The 13,207-nt window shown below is 71.2% G+C and carries 13 protein-coding genes; 6 read left to right on the top strand and 7 right to left on the bottom strand.

From position 1 onward, the window contains the following. Positions 1-96 precede the first annotated feature (96 nt). The 4 genes from ABD932_RS16145 to ABD932_RS16130 are packed head-to-tail and all read right to left on the bottom strand — an operon-like array spanning position 97 to position 3,878. Complete coding sequence (locus ABD932_RS16145; RefSeq protein WP_345013151.1) at positions 97-552, bottom strand: MaoC family dehydratase; 456 nt, start codon at positions 550-552, stop codon at positions 97-99. Between the two features lie 8 nt (positions 553-560). Then, on the bottom strand, positions 561-2,063 hold the full coding sequence (gene menE, locus ABD932_RS16140) for an o-succinylbenzoate--CoA ligase (protein WP_345013149.1): 1,503 nt from the start codon (positions 2,061-2,063) through the stop codon (positions 561-563). Positions 2,064-2,073: 10 nt separating this feature from the next. Continuing rightward, on the bottom strand, positions 2,074-2,949 hold the full coding sequence (locus ABD932_RS16135) for an amidohydrolase family protein (protein ID WP_425587483.1): 876 nt from the start codon (positions 2,947-2,949) through the stop codon (positions 2,074-2,076). An 11-nt stretch (positions 2,950-2,960) separates the two neighbouring features. Continuing rightward, positions 2,961-3,878, bottom strand: a complete 918-nt coding sequence (locus tag ABD932_RS16130; RefSeq protein WP_345013145.1) for an SDR family NAD(P)-dependent oxidoreductase — start codon at positions 3,876-3,878, stop codon at positions 2,961-2,963. Between the two features lie 206 nt (positions 3,879-4,084). Between ABD932_RS16130 and ABD932_RS16125 the strand changes: the two genes are divergently transcribed. The 5 genes from ABD932_RS16125 to ABD932_RS16105 all read left to right on the top strand — a co-directional run bounded on the left by ABD932_RS16125 (position 4,085) and on the right by ABD932_RS16105 (position 9,501). Next, on the top strand, positions 4,085-4,510 hold the full coding sequence (locus ABD932_RS16125) for a MarR family winged helix-turn-helix transcriptional regulator (RefSeq protein ID WP_345013143.1): 426 nt from the start codon (positions 4,085-4,087) through the stop codon (positions 4,508-4,510). Positions 4,511-4,520: 10 nt separating this feature from the next. After that, on the top strand, positions 4,521-5,309 hold the full coding sequence (locus ABD932_RS16120; RefSeq protein ID WP_250086562.1) for an IclR family transcriptional regulator: 789 nt from the start codon (positions 4,521-4,523) through the stop codon (positions 5,307-5,309). A 99-nt stretch (positions 5,310-5,408) separates the two neighbouring features. Then, positions 5,409-6,602 (top strand): sensor histidine kinase, encoded by a 1,194-nt coding sequence (locus tag ABD932_RS16115; protein WP_345013139.1) that lies wholly within the window; start codon positions 5,409-5,411, stop codon positions 6,600-6,602. Further along, positions 6,599-7,267 (top strand): response regulator, encoded by a 669-nt coding sequence (locus tag ABD932_RS16110; RefSeq protein ID WP_345013137.1) that lies wholly within the window; start codon positions 6,599-6,601, stop codon positions 7,265-7,267. Before ABD932_RS16115 ends, ABD932_RS16110 begins: the two co-directional genes overlap by 4 nt. A 128-nt stretch (positions 7,268-7,395) precedes the next feature. Next, positions 7,396-9,501 carry an MMPL family transporter gene (locus ABD932_RS16105; protein WP_345013135.1) on the top strand — a complete coding sequence of 702 codons (2,106 nt, stop codon included), beginning with the start codon at positions 7,396-7,398 and terminating at the stop codon, positions 9,499-9,501. Positions 9,502-9,574: 73 nt separating this feature from the next. Here the strand turns inward: ABD932_RS16105 and ABD932_RS16100 are convergent, their stop codons facing one another. Further along, complete coding sequence (locus ABD932_RS16100) at positions 9,575-9,862, bottom strand: DUF1905 domain-containing protein (RefSeq protein ID WP_345013133.1); 288 nt, start codon at positions 9,860-9,862, stop codon at positions 9,575-9,577. 240 nt (positions 9,863-10,102) lie between these two features. Between ABD932_RS16100 and ABD932_RS16095 the strand changes: the two genes are divergently transcribed. Next, positions 10,103-11,500 (top strand): glycoside hydrolase family 16 protein, encoded by a 1,398-nt coding sequence (locus ABD932_RS16095; protein ID WP_345013131.1) that lies wholly within the window; start codon positions 10,103-10,105, stop codon positions 11,498-11,500. A gap of 58 nt (positions 11,501-11,558) precedes the next feature. On the opposite strand, the gene ABD932_RS16090 is transcribed toward ABD932_RS16095, so the two are convergent. After that, entirely contained in the window at positions 11,559-11,984 is a 426-nt protein-coding gene (locus ABD932_RS16090; RefSeq protein WP_345013129.1) for a spore germination protein GerW family protein, read from the bottom strand. 160 nt (positions 11,985-12,144) lie between these two features. Further along, the gene (locus tag ABD932_RS16085) at positions 12,145-13,068 is read right to left on the bottom strand and encodes a helix-turn-helix domain-containing protein (RefSeq protein ID WP_345013127.1); all 924 of its coding nucleotides are present in this window, start codon (positions 13,066-13,068) and stop codon (positions 12,145-12,147) included. Positions 13,069-13,207: the final 139 nt, after the last annotated feature.

Below are 13,207 nucleotides of genomic sequence, written 5' to 3'. Positions count from 1 at the left end.
GACATTCCGCAGGTCAACGACCGACGGACGCAGGGTGTGAACTTTGGACCACTCAGGTGACGTACCTCACAGGCGCCTTCGGCGCCGCGCTCCGGGTCAGGCGTAGAACCGCGAGAGGCTCTGCAGCACCGCCGCCGGCTTCGCCCCGCCGTCGATCTCGATGGTGCCGTCGACCATGATCTGCACCCCGCCCGGCACCTCCTCGACCTCCGCCAGCTTCCCGACCAGCCGTATGCGCGAGCCGACCTTGACCGGGGAGGGGAAACGCACCTTGTTGAGGCCGTAGTTCACCTTTGTGGTGACGCCCTGGACGTCGAGCAGCTCGGTGAACAGGGGGATGAAGAGGGAGAGGGTGAGGTAGCCGTGGGCGATGGGGGCGCCGAAGGGGCCCTCGGCCGCCTTCTCGGGGTCGACGTGGATCCACTGGTGGTCGCCCGTGGCGTCGGCGAACGTGTTGATGCGCTCCTGGGTGATCTCGATCCACTCACTGGTGCCGAGGTCGCTGCCCGCGAGCTTCTTCAGTTCGTCGAGGCCGTTCACGGTGATGCTCATGCGGTTCCTTACTGGTTGCCGTACCGGTTACGGACACGGGATTTGAGGAGTTTTCCGGAGGCGGTGCGCGGGAGTTCGTCCGCGAGCACCACCGATTTCGGGATTTTGTATTTGGCGAGCCGGCCGGCGAGGGAGGCGAGGAGCTCGTCGGGGTCGAGCGAGGCGCCCTCGCGCGGCACGACGACCGCGCGCGGCACCTCGCCCCACTTGTCGTCCGGCACCCCGATCACCGCGCACTCGACGATGTCCGGGTGGGCGAGGAGCAGGTCCTCGATCTCGGCGGGGTAGATGTTCTCGCCGCCGGAGATGATCATGTCCTTGATCCGGTCGACGACGAAGACATAGCCGTCCTCGTCGACGCGGGCCGCGTCCCCGCTGCGGAACCAGCCGTCCGCGAAGGAGGCGGCCGTCTCCTCGGGCAGCCCCCAGTAGCCGGGCATGACATGCGGGCCGCGCAGCACGACCTCGCCGGTCTCGCCCACGTCGACCGGCACCATGTCCGGCCGTACCACCCGTACGTCGCTGAAGAAGTGCGGCACGCCCGCCGAACCGGCCTTGGTGACCGCGTGTTCTGCGTCCAGGAACAGGGTCCCGGGGGCGGCCTCGGTCATGCCGTAGCCCTGAAGGAACGTCAGTCCCCGTTCCTGGTAGGCGGCGATGAGCGGGGTCGGCACCGGGGAGCCGCCGCAGGTCAGGATGCGCAGGGAGGACAGGTCGGCGTCGGGCCAGCGCGGGTGCCTGGCCACCTGGTCGAACATGGTCGGGACGCCGAACATGAAGGTGATCCGGTGCCGTTCGATCAGGTCGAAAGTGGCGTCCGGGTCGAAGGCCTCGACCAGGACGCAGGTGCCGCCCTTGAGCAGGACCGGCAAGGTCAGCATGTTCAGGCCCGCCGTGTGGAACAACGGGGCCGAGACCAGGGCGCGTTCGTCGGCGATCAGGTCGGTGTCGACCAGCACGTTGATCGCGTTCCAGATGATGTTGCCGTGGGTGAGCATCGCGCCCTTGGGGCGGCCGGTCGTGCCCGAGGTGTACATGATGATGCAGGTGTCGTCCGGGGTGACCGGCGCGTCGATGGGCTCCTCGGCGGCCGACGCCAGCGCCGCCTCGTATTCCGCGCCGACCTCGACGTACGTACGCACGTCGGTGCTGCCCGGAAGTCCCGCGACGAGTCCGGCGTGTGACGGGCCGTAGACGAGGGCCTTGGCTCCGGAGTCGGCGAGCTGGTAGGCGATCTCGGGGCCGACCAGGCGGGTGTTGAGCGGGACGAAGACCGCGCCGAGCGTGCCGGCCGCGAACAGGGTCTCCAGGTAGGAGGGGTGGTTCGGGCCGAGGTAGGCGATGCGGTCGCCGCGCCGGACGCCCCTCTCGCGCAGGGCGTGGGCAAGGCGGGTGGTGCGATCGTGGAGCTGTGCGTACGTGTAAGCGGTGTCGCCATGGATCAGGGCGGTGCGGTGGGGGGTCTTGCGGGCCCGGCGTGCGGGCCACGACCCCAGTCCCTCGTTGCGCATGTCGCGCCCCTTACGGTTTCGTCAGCCCGAGCAGGCGGGCGGCGTTCTCCTTGAGGATCTTCGGCCTGACCTCGTCCTTGATCGACAGCTTCTCGAAGTCGGCGAGCCAGCGGTCGGGGGTGAGGACGGGGAAGTCGGAGCCGAAGAGGACCTTCTCCTTCAGCAGCGTGTTGGCGTACTGCACCAGCTGCGGCGGGAAGTACTTCGGCGACCAGCCGGACAGGTCGATGTGCACGCCCGGCTTGTGGGTGGCCACGGCGAGGGCCTCGTCCTGCCAGGGGAAGGACGGGTGGGCGAGGATGATCTTCAGGTGCGGGAAGTCGGCCGCCACGTCGTCCACGTGGAGCGGGTTCGAGTACTTCAGGCGGATGCCGCCCCCGCCGGGCACCCCGGCACCGATGCCCGTCTGGCCCGTGTGGAAGAGGGCGATCGTGCCCGTCTCCTCGATCACCTCGTACAGGTCGTACGCCACCGAGCGGTCGTTGGGGAAGAAGCCCTGGATGCTGGGGTGGAACTTGAAGCCCTTCACCCCGTACTCCTCGACCAGACGGCGGGCCTGCTTCACGCCCGCCTTGCCCCGGAAGGGGTCGATGGAGGCGAAGGGGATCAGCACGTCGGCGTTGGCGGCCGCCGCCTCGGCGACCTCCTCGTTCGGGACCGGCGGCGTGCCCGTCGCGGACTCGGCGTCGACCGTGAAGATCACGGCGGCCATCTTCCGCTCGCGGTAGTAGGCGGCGGTCTCCTCCAGGGTCGGCTTCCGCTTGCCCTCGACCTTGAAGTAGGCGGAGGAGGCATCGTGCAGGTCGTCGTCCAGGGAGGAGTGGCCCTTGGAGGACACCTCCGCGTGGGTGTGGACGTCGATCGCGACCAGTTCGTCCACGTTCAGCGAGAGGTCCATCACGCCTCCGGAAACTTGGGCGCCGGAATGCCGACCGACTGGAGCTCGGCGCCGACCGAGGTCGGCCAGACGTCGGCCAGCGTGCCGGGGGTCCAGCCGCCGTCGGCGTAGGCCGCCGCGATCTCCTGCGGATGCGACCAGAGTGCCACCTTGTCGCCGCCGATGCCGATGGCCTGGCCGGTGATGCCCCGGGCGGCCTCGGAGGCGAGGAAGGGGATCAGGGCCGCGCAGTCCTCGGGGGTGCCGAAGCCCTCGCCCTTGCGCAGGAAGTCCGGGAAGGGCTGCCCGTTCTTCAGGGCCTCGACGTACGGGGCGAAGGCCGGGATGGTCTCGGTCATCGCGGTCGCGGCGACCGGCACGATCGCGTTGACGGTGATGCCGGCGCGGCCCAGCTCCATCGACCAGGTGCGGGCGAAGGCGGCGATGCCGGCCTTGGCGGCGGCGTAGTTCGTCTGCCCGAAGTTGCCGCGCTGTCCGGCCGGGGAGCCGACCAGGATCAGGGTGCCGCCCTCGCCCTGTTCGCGCATGCGGACGGCGGCGGCGCGGGCGCAGGTGAAGGTGCCCTTCAGGTGGGTCGTGATCACCGCGTCGAAGTCGTCGTCGGTCATCTTCCACAGGACCTTGTCGCGCAGGATGCCCGCGTTGGTCACCAGGACGTCGAGCCGCCCGAACTCCTGGACCGCGCGGCCGACCAACCGGTCCGCGGCCTCGGTGGTGCCGACCGGGACGACCTCGGCGACGGCCGTGCCGCCGGCCTCGGTGATGGTCTTCACGGCCGCGTCGGCCACGGCCTCGTCGATGTCGTTGACGACCACGGAGGCGCCGTGGGCGGCCAGGGCCTGCGCGTAGGCGAGGCCGAGGCCCCGGCCACTGCCGGTGACGACGGCGACCTTGCCGGTGAGATCGATGCTGGGCACGAGCGGGTCCCTTCGGTGGGGGTGCGGCTTCGAGATCGAAGGTAAGAACAATAGTTGTCGACGTCAATAGTTGTTGTCGACCCGTCCTTGCGTCATGCTGGGTCCCGTACGTACGCACCGCCCCACCCGGGGCCTCGACCAGGGAGCCCGCCATCACCAGCCGGCAGACCACGAACCCCGCACCGATCGACTCGAACGAGCCGTGGATGCGCGGACTGCACGCGGACACGGGCTATCTGCTGTACCGCCTCGGCCTGCGCTCCGGTCAGCTGTTCAACTCCTTCCTCCAGGAGTCGGGACTGCGCCTGCGCCACTACGCGCTGCTGCGCTTCCTCGCCACCTCCCCGGGCGCACTCCAGCGCGAGCTGAGCGCGTCGCTCGGCTACGACCCGAGCGCGATCGTCGGCCTGGTCGACGACCTGGAGAAACTGGGCTTCGCCGAGCGGCGGCCCTCCCCCGACGACCGCCGCAGCCGGATCGTCGTCCTGACCGACGGGGGCCGGGCCTTCCTGCGGAACACCGACGAGGCCGGGCAGCGCGTGACCAACGAGCTGGTCCAGCCCCTCGACGCCGCCGAGCGCGAGCAGCTGCACACGTTGCTGCGGAAAGTCTCCGAGTCCGGGCTGGGGTGACGGGACGCCGATGACCGCCGACGCCGTGCCCTCCTTGACGGCCAAGGGGACGCGTTCCGCGCCCGACCGGCTGCTGGCGGTGCTCGCCGCCTTCGACCTCGAGCATCCGGCGCTCAGCCTGACCGACATCAGCCGCCGGGCCGGGCTGACCCTGACCACCGCGCACCGGCTCGTGACCGCGCTGACCGAGTGGGGCGCCCTGGAGCGGGACGACTCCGGCCTCTACCACGTCGGGCTGCGGCTGTGGGAGGTGGCCGCGCTGGCCCCGCGCGGGCTGGCGCTGCGGCAGATCGCGCTGCCGTATCTGGAGGACCTGTACGAAGCGACGCACGAAAACGTGCAGTTGGCGGTCCAGGACGGGCCCGAGGTCGTCTACATCGAGTGGCTGTCGGGGCGGTCGGCGGTCGGCGTGCACATCCGGGTCGGGGCGCGCTGGCCGCTGCACGCCACCGGGGTGGGGCTCGCGCTGCTCGCGCACAGCGCCCCGGAGTTCCAGGAGGAGTACTGCGCCGCGCCGCTCGCCTCCTTCACGCCGTACACCGTCACCGAACCGGCCCGGCTGCGCCGCATGCTGGCCGACGTACGCCGCACGGGGGTGGCGGTGAGCAGCCGCCAGGTCACCGACGACGCACTGTCGGTCGCCGCCCCGGTGCGCGGCCCGGGCGGGTCGGTCGTAGCCGCCGTGTCCGTGGTCGTACCGCAGACCGACGCGCAGGTGCCGGTGCTGGTGCCGGCGGTGCGGCTCGCGGCGCGCGGGATCTCGCGGGGGCTGGGGTGGCAGCCGGAGAAGGGGGCGTAGCGGACCTCGCGGCGGGCCGCGGATATCCCTCTCGTCGGTGAGGACGGGGCGTGAGGTCCCTCGCGATACTGAAAGGGCCCTTGCCCCGAGGAGCCGCCCGTGTCCGCTCGTTCCTGGATCTCGCCCGTAGCCGAGCGCCTGCGCACCGCCAACCCGTACGTCGTCGACTCGGCGCTCGCCGCGCTCGTGCTGTTCGCCGTCTCCCTGCAGTGGATCTTCCCCGACGAGGGCGACGACCGGCTGACCTGGCAGGGCTGGCTGATCGGCGCCGCCACCGCGGTGCCGCTGGTGTGGCGCCGACGGGCGCCGTTCGCGACCGCGTGTGCCGTGTCGATGGCCACCCCGGCACAGGCCGTCTACCACGCGCCGCCGCCGGACGTGATGTACGGCGGCATGGTCGTCCTGTACACGATGGCCGCCCTGGGCAAACCCTGGCATCGGCGTGCGATGCTCGTCGGCTGGCTGCTCGGGGTCTCGCTCACGATGGCGCACAAGGAGGATCCCCAGCCGTTCGAGTACGCCTTCCACCTGCTCAGCGTGGTCTGCGCGTACGGCTTCGGCGTGCTCGCCCGGGTGCAGCGGGCCTACACCGCCGAGCTGGAGGACCGGGCCCTGCGCCTGGAGCGGGAGCGGGCCGCCGACACCGCGCGGGCCATCGCACAGGAGCGCTCCCGGATCGCCCGGGACATGCATGACATCCTCGCGCATGCGGTGAGCCTGATGGTGGTGCAGGCCGAGGCCGGGCCGGTGGCGCTGCGCAGCGATCCGGCGCGCGCGGAGGCTTCCTTCGACGCGATCGCGACGGCCGGGCGGGACGCGATGGCGCAGCTGCGCCGGATCCTCGGCGTGCTCAAGGACCCGCAGGGCAACGGCGGCCCGTGGCGGTTGCCGCAGCCGGGCGTGGCCGAGCTGCCGAGCCTGGTCCGCCAGGTCGGCGAGTCCACCGGGCTGCGCGTGGAGCTGCGTACCTCCGGCAATTCCCGCCCGCTGCCCCCGGACTCCGAGGTCGCCGCCTTCCGGGTGGTCCAGGAGGCCCTCACCAACACCGTCAAACACGCGTACGCTGCCTCCGCGATCGTCGAACTCGACTGGGCGGAGGACGAATTGACCCTGACGGTCACCGACGACGGCCGGGGGCCCACGGCCGGCCACGGCGGGCACGGTCTCATCGGCATCCGGGAGCGGGCCGCCGCCTGCGGGGGCAGCGCAGTCACCGGGCGCGGGCCGGAGGGCGGCTTCCGGGTCGTCGTACGGCTGCCCGCGACCGTCGACCGGGAGGCGGCCCTGGGATGAGCATCCGGGTGGTCGTCGCCGACGACCAGGAACTGGTACGCGCGGGCTTCAGCATGATCCTGGAGGCGCAGCCGGACATCGAGGTGGTCGCCGAGGCCGGCGACGGCGCCGAGGCGGTCGCCGCGGTGCAGCGGCACGCGCCCGACGTGCTGCTCCTGGACATCCGTATGCCGGTCATGGACGGACTGGACGCGGCCCGGCGGGTGTGCGGGCAGTCCAGCTGCAAGGTGGTCATGCTGACCACGTTCGACCTGGACGAGTACGTGTACGAGGCGCTGTGCGCGGGCGCCAGCGGCTTCCTCCTGAAGGACGTGCGACGCGACGATCTCGTGCACGCGGTGCGGGTCGTCGCGGCCGGGGACTCGCTGCTCGCACCCACGGTGACCCGGCGGCTGGTGGCGGACATCGTGCGGCGCCGCCGTGAGGAGGCCGCGGCCGAGGTCACCCCGCAGCGCCTGGACGTCCTGACCGCGCGCGAGGTGGAGACCCTGCGGCTGCTGGCCCGCGGGCTGTCCAACGCGGAGATCGCCACGACCCTGTTCGTCAGCGAGCACACGGTGAAGACCCATGTCAGCAACGTGCTGGGCAAGCTCGCTCTCAGGGACCGGGTGCAGGCGGTGATCTGCGCCTACGAGACGGGGCTGGTGACTCCGGGATCCCCCTAGCGAGGGAGATCGCGGCACCTCTCCCCCGTGCGACGGATGCCCGCAAACCGCTCCCTCCGGCGATCCGGTGACCACCCCCGCGGCACGAGTCTGGGGGCGATGGCAACCGACATCCGCCGGGAGGCACCGTGCTCTCCATGCTCGCCCGGGCGGCGACCCGCCGCCCGCTCACCGTCATCGCTCTCTGGGTGCTCTTCCTACTGCTCGGCTTCGGCCTCGGGACGGGCGTCTTCAGCCGGCTCTCCGACAACGTGGCCGACATCCCGGGCACCGAGTCGGAAGCGGCCGGACAGTACCTCGAACGCACCGACCCCACCGGCGAGTCGATCACCGCCGTCGTCGAGGGCACCGCCGTGTCCGACCCCGGTCTGCGGGCCCAGGTCGAACGGGCCGTCGCCGACGTGCGGGCCGTCGCCGGGGTGGCCGACGTGCCCGATCCGTACGCCACGCGCGGCCTGATGGCCGAGGACGGGCGGGCCCTGATCATCCCCGTCACCCTCGACGGCGGTCTCGATGACGACGCCGAGGAGAAGGCCGTGGACGCCGCCGCCGACCGTATCCGGCAGATCGACGCGCCCGAAGTCCACGTCAGCGGCGGCCCGTTGCTGGGCACGCAGATCTCCGAACGGGCCCAGGAGGACGTACGGAACGCGGAGCTGATCTCGCTGCCGGTCGTCCTCGCCCTGCTGCTGGTGGTGTTCGGCGGGCTGCGCGCGGCCGGGCTGCCACTGGTGATCGCGGTCAGCGGGATCGCGGGGGCGTTCCTGGCACTGTTCCTGTTCAGCGAGGTCACCGACATCTCGGTGTACGCGATCCAGGTCACCACGATGCTGGGGCTCGGACTCGCCGTGGACTACGCCCTGTTGATGGTGGTCCGCTTCCGCGAGGAACGCCGGAACACCGAGGACGTGGTGGAGGCCGTGCACCGCACGGTCGCCGCGGCCGGCCGGACCGTGCTCTTCTCCGGGCTCACCGTCGCCGTCAGCCTGACCGGGCTGCTGGTGTTCCCGAGCGTGTTCCTGCGCAGCATGGGCCTGGCCGTGGCCGCGGTGGTGGTCGTCGACATGCTGGCCGCGCTCACGCTGCTGCCCGCGCTGCTCGCCAGGTTCGGCGGGAAGATCAGCCCGGCGAAGGTCCGGCCGGAGGCCGAGGAGGGCCGTGTCTTCGCCCGCCTGGCCCGCTTCTCGGCCCGCCGCCGCGTCGCCGTCCTGGCCACCGTCGTCCCGGTCCTGCTGGTCCTGGCACTGCCCGTCACCGGCATGACGATCAACCTCGGCGACGCCGAGCAGCTGCCGTCGAGCACCGAGGCACGGCAGTTGTACGACACCGTCGACGCGCACTTCCCGCCCGGCACCGGCGTCTCCCCGATCACCGTCGTCCTGAGGCCGGGCACGGACGGCGCGATCGCCGACCGGATCCGGGCCCTGTCCCCGACGGCCGAGTCCCGTGAACTGCCCGGCGGCGCCACGGTCGTCCGCATCCGGCCGCCGGGCAGCGTCGACGGTGAGGAGGCCACCGACCTGGTCGAGCGGATCCGGGACGTCCGCGGCGACGAACCCGTCGAGGTCACCGGGCCGGCCGCCCGCCTGGTGGACTTCCGGGAGATGCTCGCCGACCGGGCGCCCTGGGCGGCGGTCACCGTCCTGGCCGGCATCTTCGCCCTGCTCTTCGCCTTCACCGGCTCGTTGCTGATCCCGCTGCGCACCATCCTCACCACCCTGCTCAGCCTGGGCGCCGCACTCGGCGTGGTGGTGTGGGTCTTCCAGGACGGACACCTGGCCGGGCTGCTGGGCGGCGAGGGCCTCGACGCACTCAGCCTCACCGCGCCGCCGCTGATCGTGGCGATCGCGTTCGGCCTCGCCATGGACTACGAGCTGTTCATCCTGGCCCGGATGCGCGAGGCGCGTGAACTGACCGGCGACGACCAGGAGGCCGTGGTCACCGGTCTGCGCCGCTCCGGCCGTGTGGTCACCTGCGCGGCGCTGCTCCTGGCGGTGGTCTTCGGCGCCTTCATGACCGGCGGCTTCGCGCCCATCCTGCAGATCGGCCTCGGGCTCACCCTCGCGGTGCTGATCGACGCGACGGTCGTCCGCATGCTGCTGGTCCCGGCGACGATGGCGCTGCTCGGCCGCCGCGCCTGGTGGGCGCCGGGACCGCTGCGCCGGCTGCACGACCGGTTCGGCCTGCACGAGGAGACACCGGCCTCCCCGCCGTCCGTGCCGACGCACGTCTGACGCCGGCGTGGCACCGGCACCGCACGGGTGCCGGTGCCACGCAGCCGTCCGATGCCGGAGCGGCCGCGCGTCGCTAGAGGCGCACGGTCATCTCCACGGCCACCTCGTCACCGGAGCCGAGACCCTGCGGCTTGCGTACGGCGTTCTTCAGCGGCAGCAGATAGCCGCCGTCCTTGGGGAAGAGCGACGTCTCGAAGGCGACCTCGCCGACCCTGGCCTCGACCGGGATCACACCCCAGCCGTACGTGGCCATCGAGGCCACCTGCTGGATGTCGGCGGACTCCTCGTCCGGCACACGGACGAAGTAGTACGGCGCGGGCCCGCGCCATTCGATCACCGGGCCGGTGAAGGCGAGTTCCATGCGGTCAGTCTCTCCTGTGATCCAGGGCAGTGCGGTGTAGTGAATGGCCGTGTTCAAAGGGTGAAGACCCCCGTGAGGGAAGGGATTTCTCTGCTTCACCTCTTGACGGCCGGGGTGCCGGGGAGCACATTGGCGACACTTTGAGAGCGCTCTCAGCGACACGCACGTGGAACGCATTCGCCCTCTCTCAAAGGCACTCGCACCCTTCCCCACTCCGTACACCGAGAGGCAGCACCCCCCATGAGTGAATCCTCCGGCATACACCGCAGACGGCGGCCCCTCAGGCGCATACTCGTCGCCGCGCTCGGCGCGCTGGGTCTGGCGGCGGCCGCCGCGACCGTCGCCGTCCCGTCCGCGAACGCCTCCGCCCCCGCTCCCCCATCGGGCTGGACGCAGGTCTTCCTCGACGACTTCAACGGCGCCGCGGGCACCGGCGTCAACACCTCCAACTGGCAGTACGCGACCGGCACCGGCTATCCGGGCGGCCCCGCCAACTGGGGCACCGGCGAGGTCGAGACGATGACGAACAGCACGAACAACGTCTCGCTCGACGGCAACGGCAACCTCCGCATCACCCCGCTGCGCGACTCCGCCGGCAACTGGACCTCGGGCCGCATCGAGACCAACCGCACCGACTTCCAGCCCCCGGCGGGCGGCAAGCTGCGCATCGAGGGCCGTATCCAGATGCCGAACGTCACCGGCACCGCCGCCGAGGGCTACTGGCCGGCGTTCTGGGCCCTGGGCGCGCCCTACCGCGGCAACTACCAGAACTGGCCGAGCGTCGGCGAGCTGGACATCATGGAGAACGTCCAGGGGCTGAACCGGGTCTGGGCCACGATGCACTGCGGCACCAACCCCGGCGGGCCGTGCAACGAGACCTCCGGCATCGGCAACTACACGGCGTGTCCCGGCTCAACGTGCCAGTCGGGCTTCCACACCTACACCATGGAGTGGGACCGCTCGGTGAGCCCCGAGACGATCCGCTTCTACGTCGACGGCACCCAGTTCCACTCGGTCAACGCGAGCCAGATGGACGCGACGACCTGGTCCAACGCCACCAACCACGGCTTCTTCATCATCCTGAACGTGGCGATGGGCGGCGCCTTCCCGGACGCGTTCGGCGGAGGGCTGGACAGCGGCACGCAGTCCGGCGTGCCCATGGTCGTCGACTACGTCCAGGTACTGTCGGCCAGTGGGAGCGGTACCACGCCCCCGCCGACGGGCAACCGTGACGCCTACAGCGCCATCCAGGCCGAGTCCTTCGACAGCCAGAGCGGCACGAGCACCGAGGCCACCTCCGACTCGGGCGGCGGACAGAACATCGGATCCCTCGCCAACGGCGACTGGGCGCTGTACCGGGGCGTCAACTTCGGCTCCACGGCGGCCACTCAGTTCGTCGCCCGGGTGGCGAGCGGTGCGGCGAGCGGCGTCAGCGGCCTGGTCGAGGTGCGCCTGGACAGCCGTGGCAACGCGCCCGTCGGCAGTTTCGCCGTCGGCAACACGGGCGGGTGGCAGTCGTGGCGGACGATCCCGGCGAACATCAGCGGGGTGACCGGCACGCACGACGTCTACCTCACCTTCACCAGTGGGCAGGGAGCGGACTTCGTGAACGTGAACTGGTTCAACTTCGGGCGCTGACAGGCATGTTGACCGTGCCCCGCGAGGCTTGGCCCTTCCTCGCGGGGCACCGGCACGTTCAACGGCGGCGCCGCAGCGCCCAGACGGCCGTCGGGACCGCGGCGCCGGCGAGGAGGGCGACGAGGGGGAGCACCACGTCGCCCCAGGTCTCCCGGATCGGCTTGTACGTCGCGCCGCCGTCCCGGATCTCGATGTAGCCGAGGGGCTTGGCCTCCACGCCGCCCGCGCCGGCTCCGCCGTCACCGGCCCCGCCTCCCTCGACCGCGCGGCCCGCTCCCCCGCCGAAACCGAAGCTGACTTTGGCGACCGGGATGACAGTGACGCCGTCCGTGGTGACCGGTTCGCCGTAGACGGCGGTGACCGAGGCACGACCGCCCAGCTTGTCGGCGAGGCGTTCCAGGAAGGTGGCGGAGGCGCGGGCTGCCGTGATCTCCGGGTCCAGGTCGGGCGGCACGGAGGCGGAGTCTTCTTCGTAGACCGTCATGCAGGTGTCGTAGGCAGGCGGGATCCCCTCTGTCAAGGGACCCCAGGGGCGCGGCTGTATCGATGTGCGGCTCCGCCGCGTGGCTGCGGCAAGCCCCAACGGCCCCGCGGTGACCCGACGGCCTACCGCGGTATCCCCTCGCGGCCCTACCAGCGGAGCGTCACCGCAGCTCCGCCCGGAACGCCGCCGGCGTCACCTCCGTGTGCTGGTGGAAGAACTTGGAGAAGTTCGCGGCGTCCGGGAACCCGATCGACGCGCCCACACGGCCGATCGGCATGTCCGTGTGCGCGAGGAGCCGCTTCGCCTCCAGGATCACGCGCTTGTCGATGAAGCCCTTGGGGGTCTCGCCGGTGGCGGCGCGGACCGCGCGGACGAGGGTGCGGCGGGAGTAACCGAGCTGGTCGGCGTAGGCGCTGACGCTGTGGTTGGTGGCGAAGCCCCGCTCCACCGCCTCCCGGAAGAGGGTGAAGGTGGTGTCGCCCTGGTGGCGCACGGCCTCCGCCGAGCTCGCGGCGAGGTGGGCGAGGCGAAGGAGGAACGCCGTCAGCGAGTGGCGCAGGACCGCCGTGTGCAGGCTCAGGGGGAGGGTCGTCGTGTCCTCGTACTCGCACCGGAGTTGGGTGAGGGAGGAGCGCAGGGCGGTGAGCTGGGCGCCGTCGGGGCGGAACAGGGGTGGGAGGTCGTAGCGGTAGAGGCCGGTGGCCTCGACCGTGGCGCGGGGCAGGAAGCCGGGTTGCATCGTCAGGACGGTGCCCCGGTAATCACTGGTGCGGGAGAAGCGGTGGACCTGGCCGGGGCGGATCCACAACAGGTCGCCGGCCTTCGCCTCGTACTCGGCGAAGTCGACCATGTGTCGGACCGGGCCCTCGCCGAAGAGCATCACGACATGGAAGTCGATGCGGTGGACGCGCTCCAGCGGTGCGTCGGCGGCGTGCCAGGTGCGGCCCGAGCCCATCGGGCCGACGTGCATGCCGACGCCGAGGACGCTCAGATCGACCGGGAAGGGGAAGGTTCGGATCGGGTCGCCGCCACCGTCGCCGTCGTCCTCTCGACCCGTTCCGCCTTGGGCCCTTGTGTCCACCATGTCCGTCTCATGCCGTCTCAGTCGTGCGCGACCCGCGCTCAGCCGTGCGCTGCGCCCGCCGCGGTGTCCCACTTTCACCACAGCCTGACACACGCCGACCTTCCCTCATAAAAGTCAGACTTTTACTTTTGAACGCGTT

This window comes from Streptomyces shaanxiensis, assembly GCF_039537145.1.
Taxonomy (GTDB): domain Bacteria; phylum Actinomycetota; class Actinomycetes; order Streptomycetales; family Streptomycetaceae; genus Streptomyces; species Streptomyces shaanxiensis.
This window is presented reverse-complemented; position numbering and strand designations above follow the sequence as displayed.

What these genes read in the sequence shown, in the direction of transcription:
- ABD932_RS16110 (WP_345013137.1), top strand. Translation starts at nt 6,599, where the DNA reads ATGAGCATCCGGGTGGTCGTCGCCGACGACCAGGAACTGGTACGCGCG.
- ABD932_RS16100 (WP_345013133.1), bottom strand. Translation starts at nt 9,862, where the DNA reads ATGGAACTCGCCTTCACCGGCCCGGTGATCGAATGGCGCGGGCCCGCG.
- ABD932_RS16145 (WP_345013151.1), bottom strand. Translation starts at nt 552, where the DNA reads ATGAGCATCACCGTGAACGGCCTCGACGAACTGAAGAAGCTCGCGGGC.
- ABD932_RS16125 (WP_345013143.1), top strand. Translation starts at nt 4,085, where the DNA reads ATGCGCGGACTGCACGCGGACACGGGCTATCTGCTGTACCGCCTCGGC.
- ABD932_RS16090 (WP_345013129.1), bottom strand. Translation starts at nt 11,984, where the DNA reads ATGACGGTCTACGAAGAAGACTCCGCCTCCGTGCCGCCCGACCTGGAC.
- ABD932_RS16095 (WP_345013131.1), top strand. Translation starts at nt 10,103, where the DNA reads ATGAGTGAATCCTCCGGCATACACCGCAGACGGCGGCCCCTCAGGCGC.
- menE (WP_345013149.1), bottom strand. Translation starts at nt 2,063, where the DNA reads ATGCGCAACGAGGGACTGGGGTCGTGGCCCGCACGCCGGGCCCGCAAG.
- ABD932_RS16120 (WP_250086562.1), top strand. Translation starts at nt 4,521, where the DNA reads ATGACCGCCGACGCCGTGCCCTCCTTGACGGCCAAGGGGACGCGTTCC.
- ABD932_RS16085 (WP_345013127.1), bottom strand. Translation starts at nt 13,068, where the DNA reads ATGGTGGACACAAGGGCCCAAGGCGGAACGGGTCGAGAGGACGACGGC.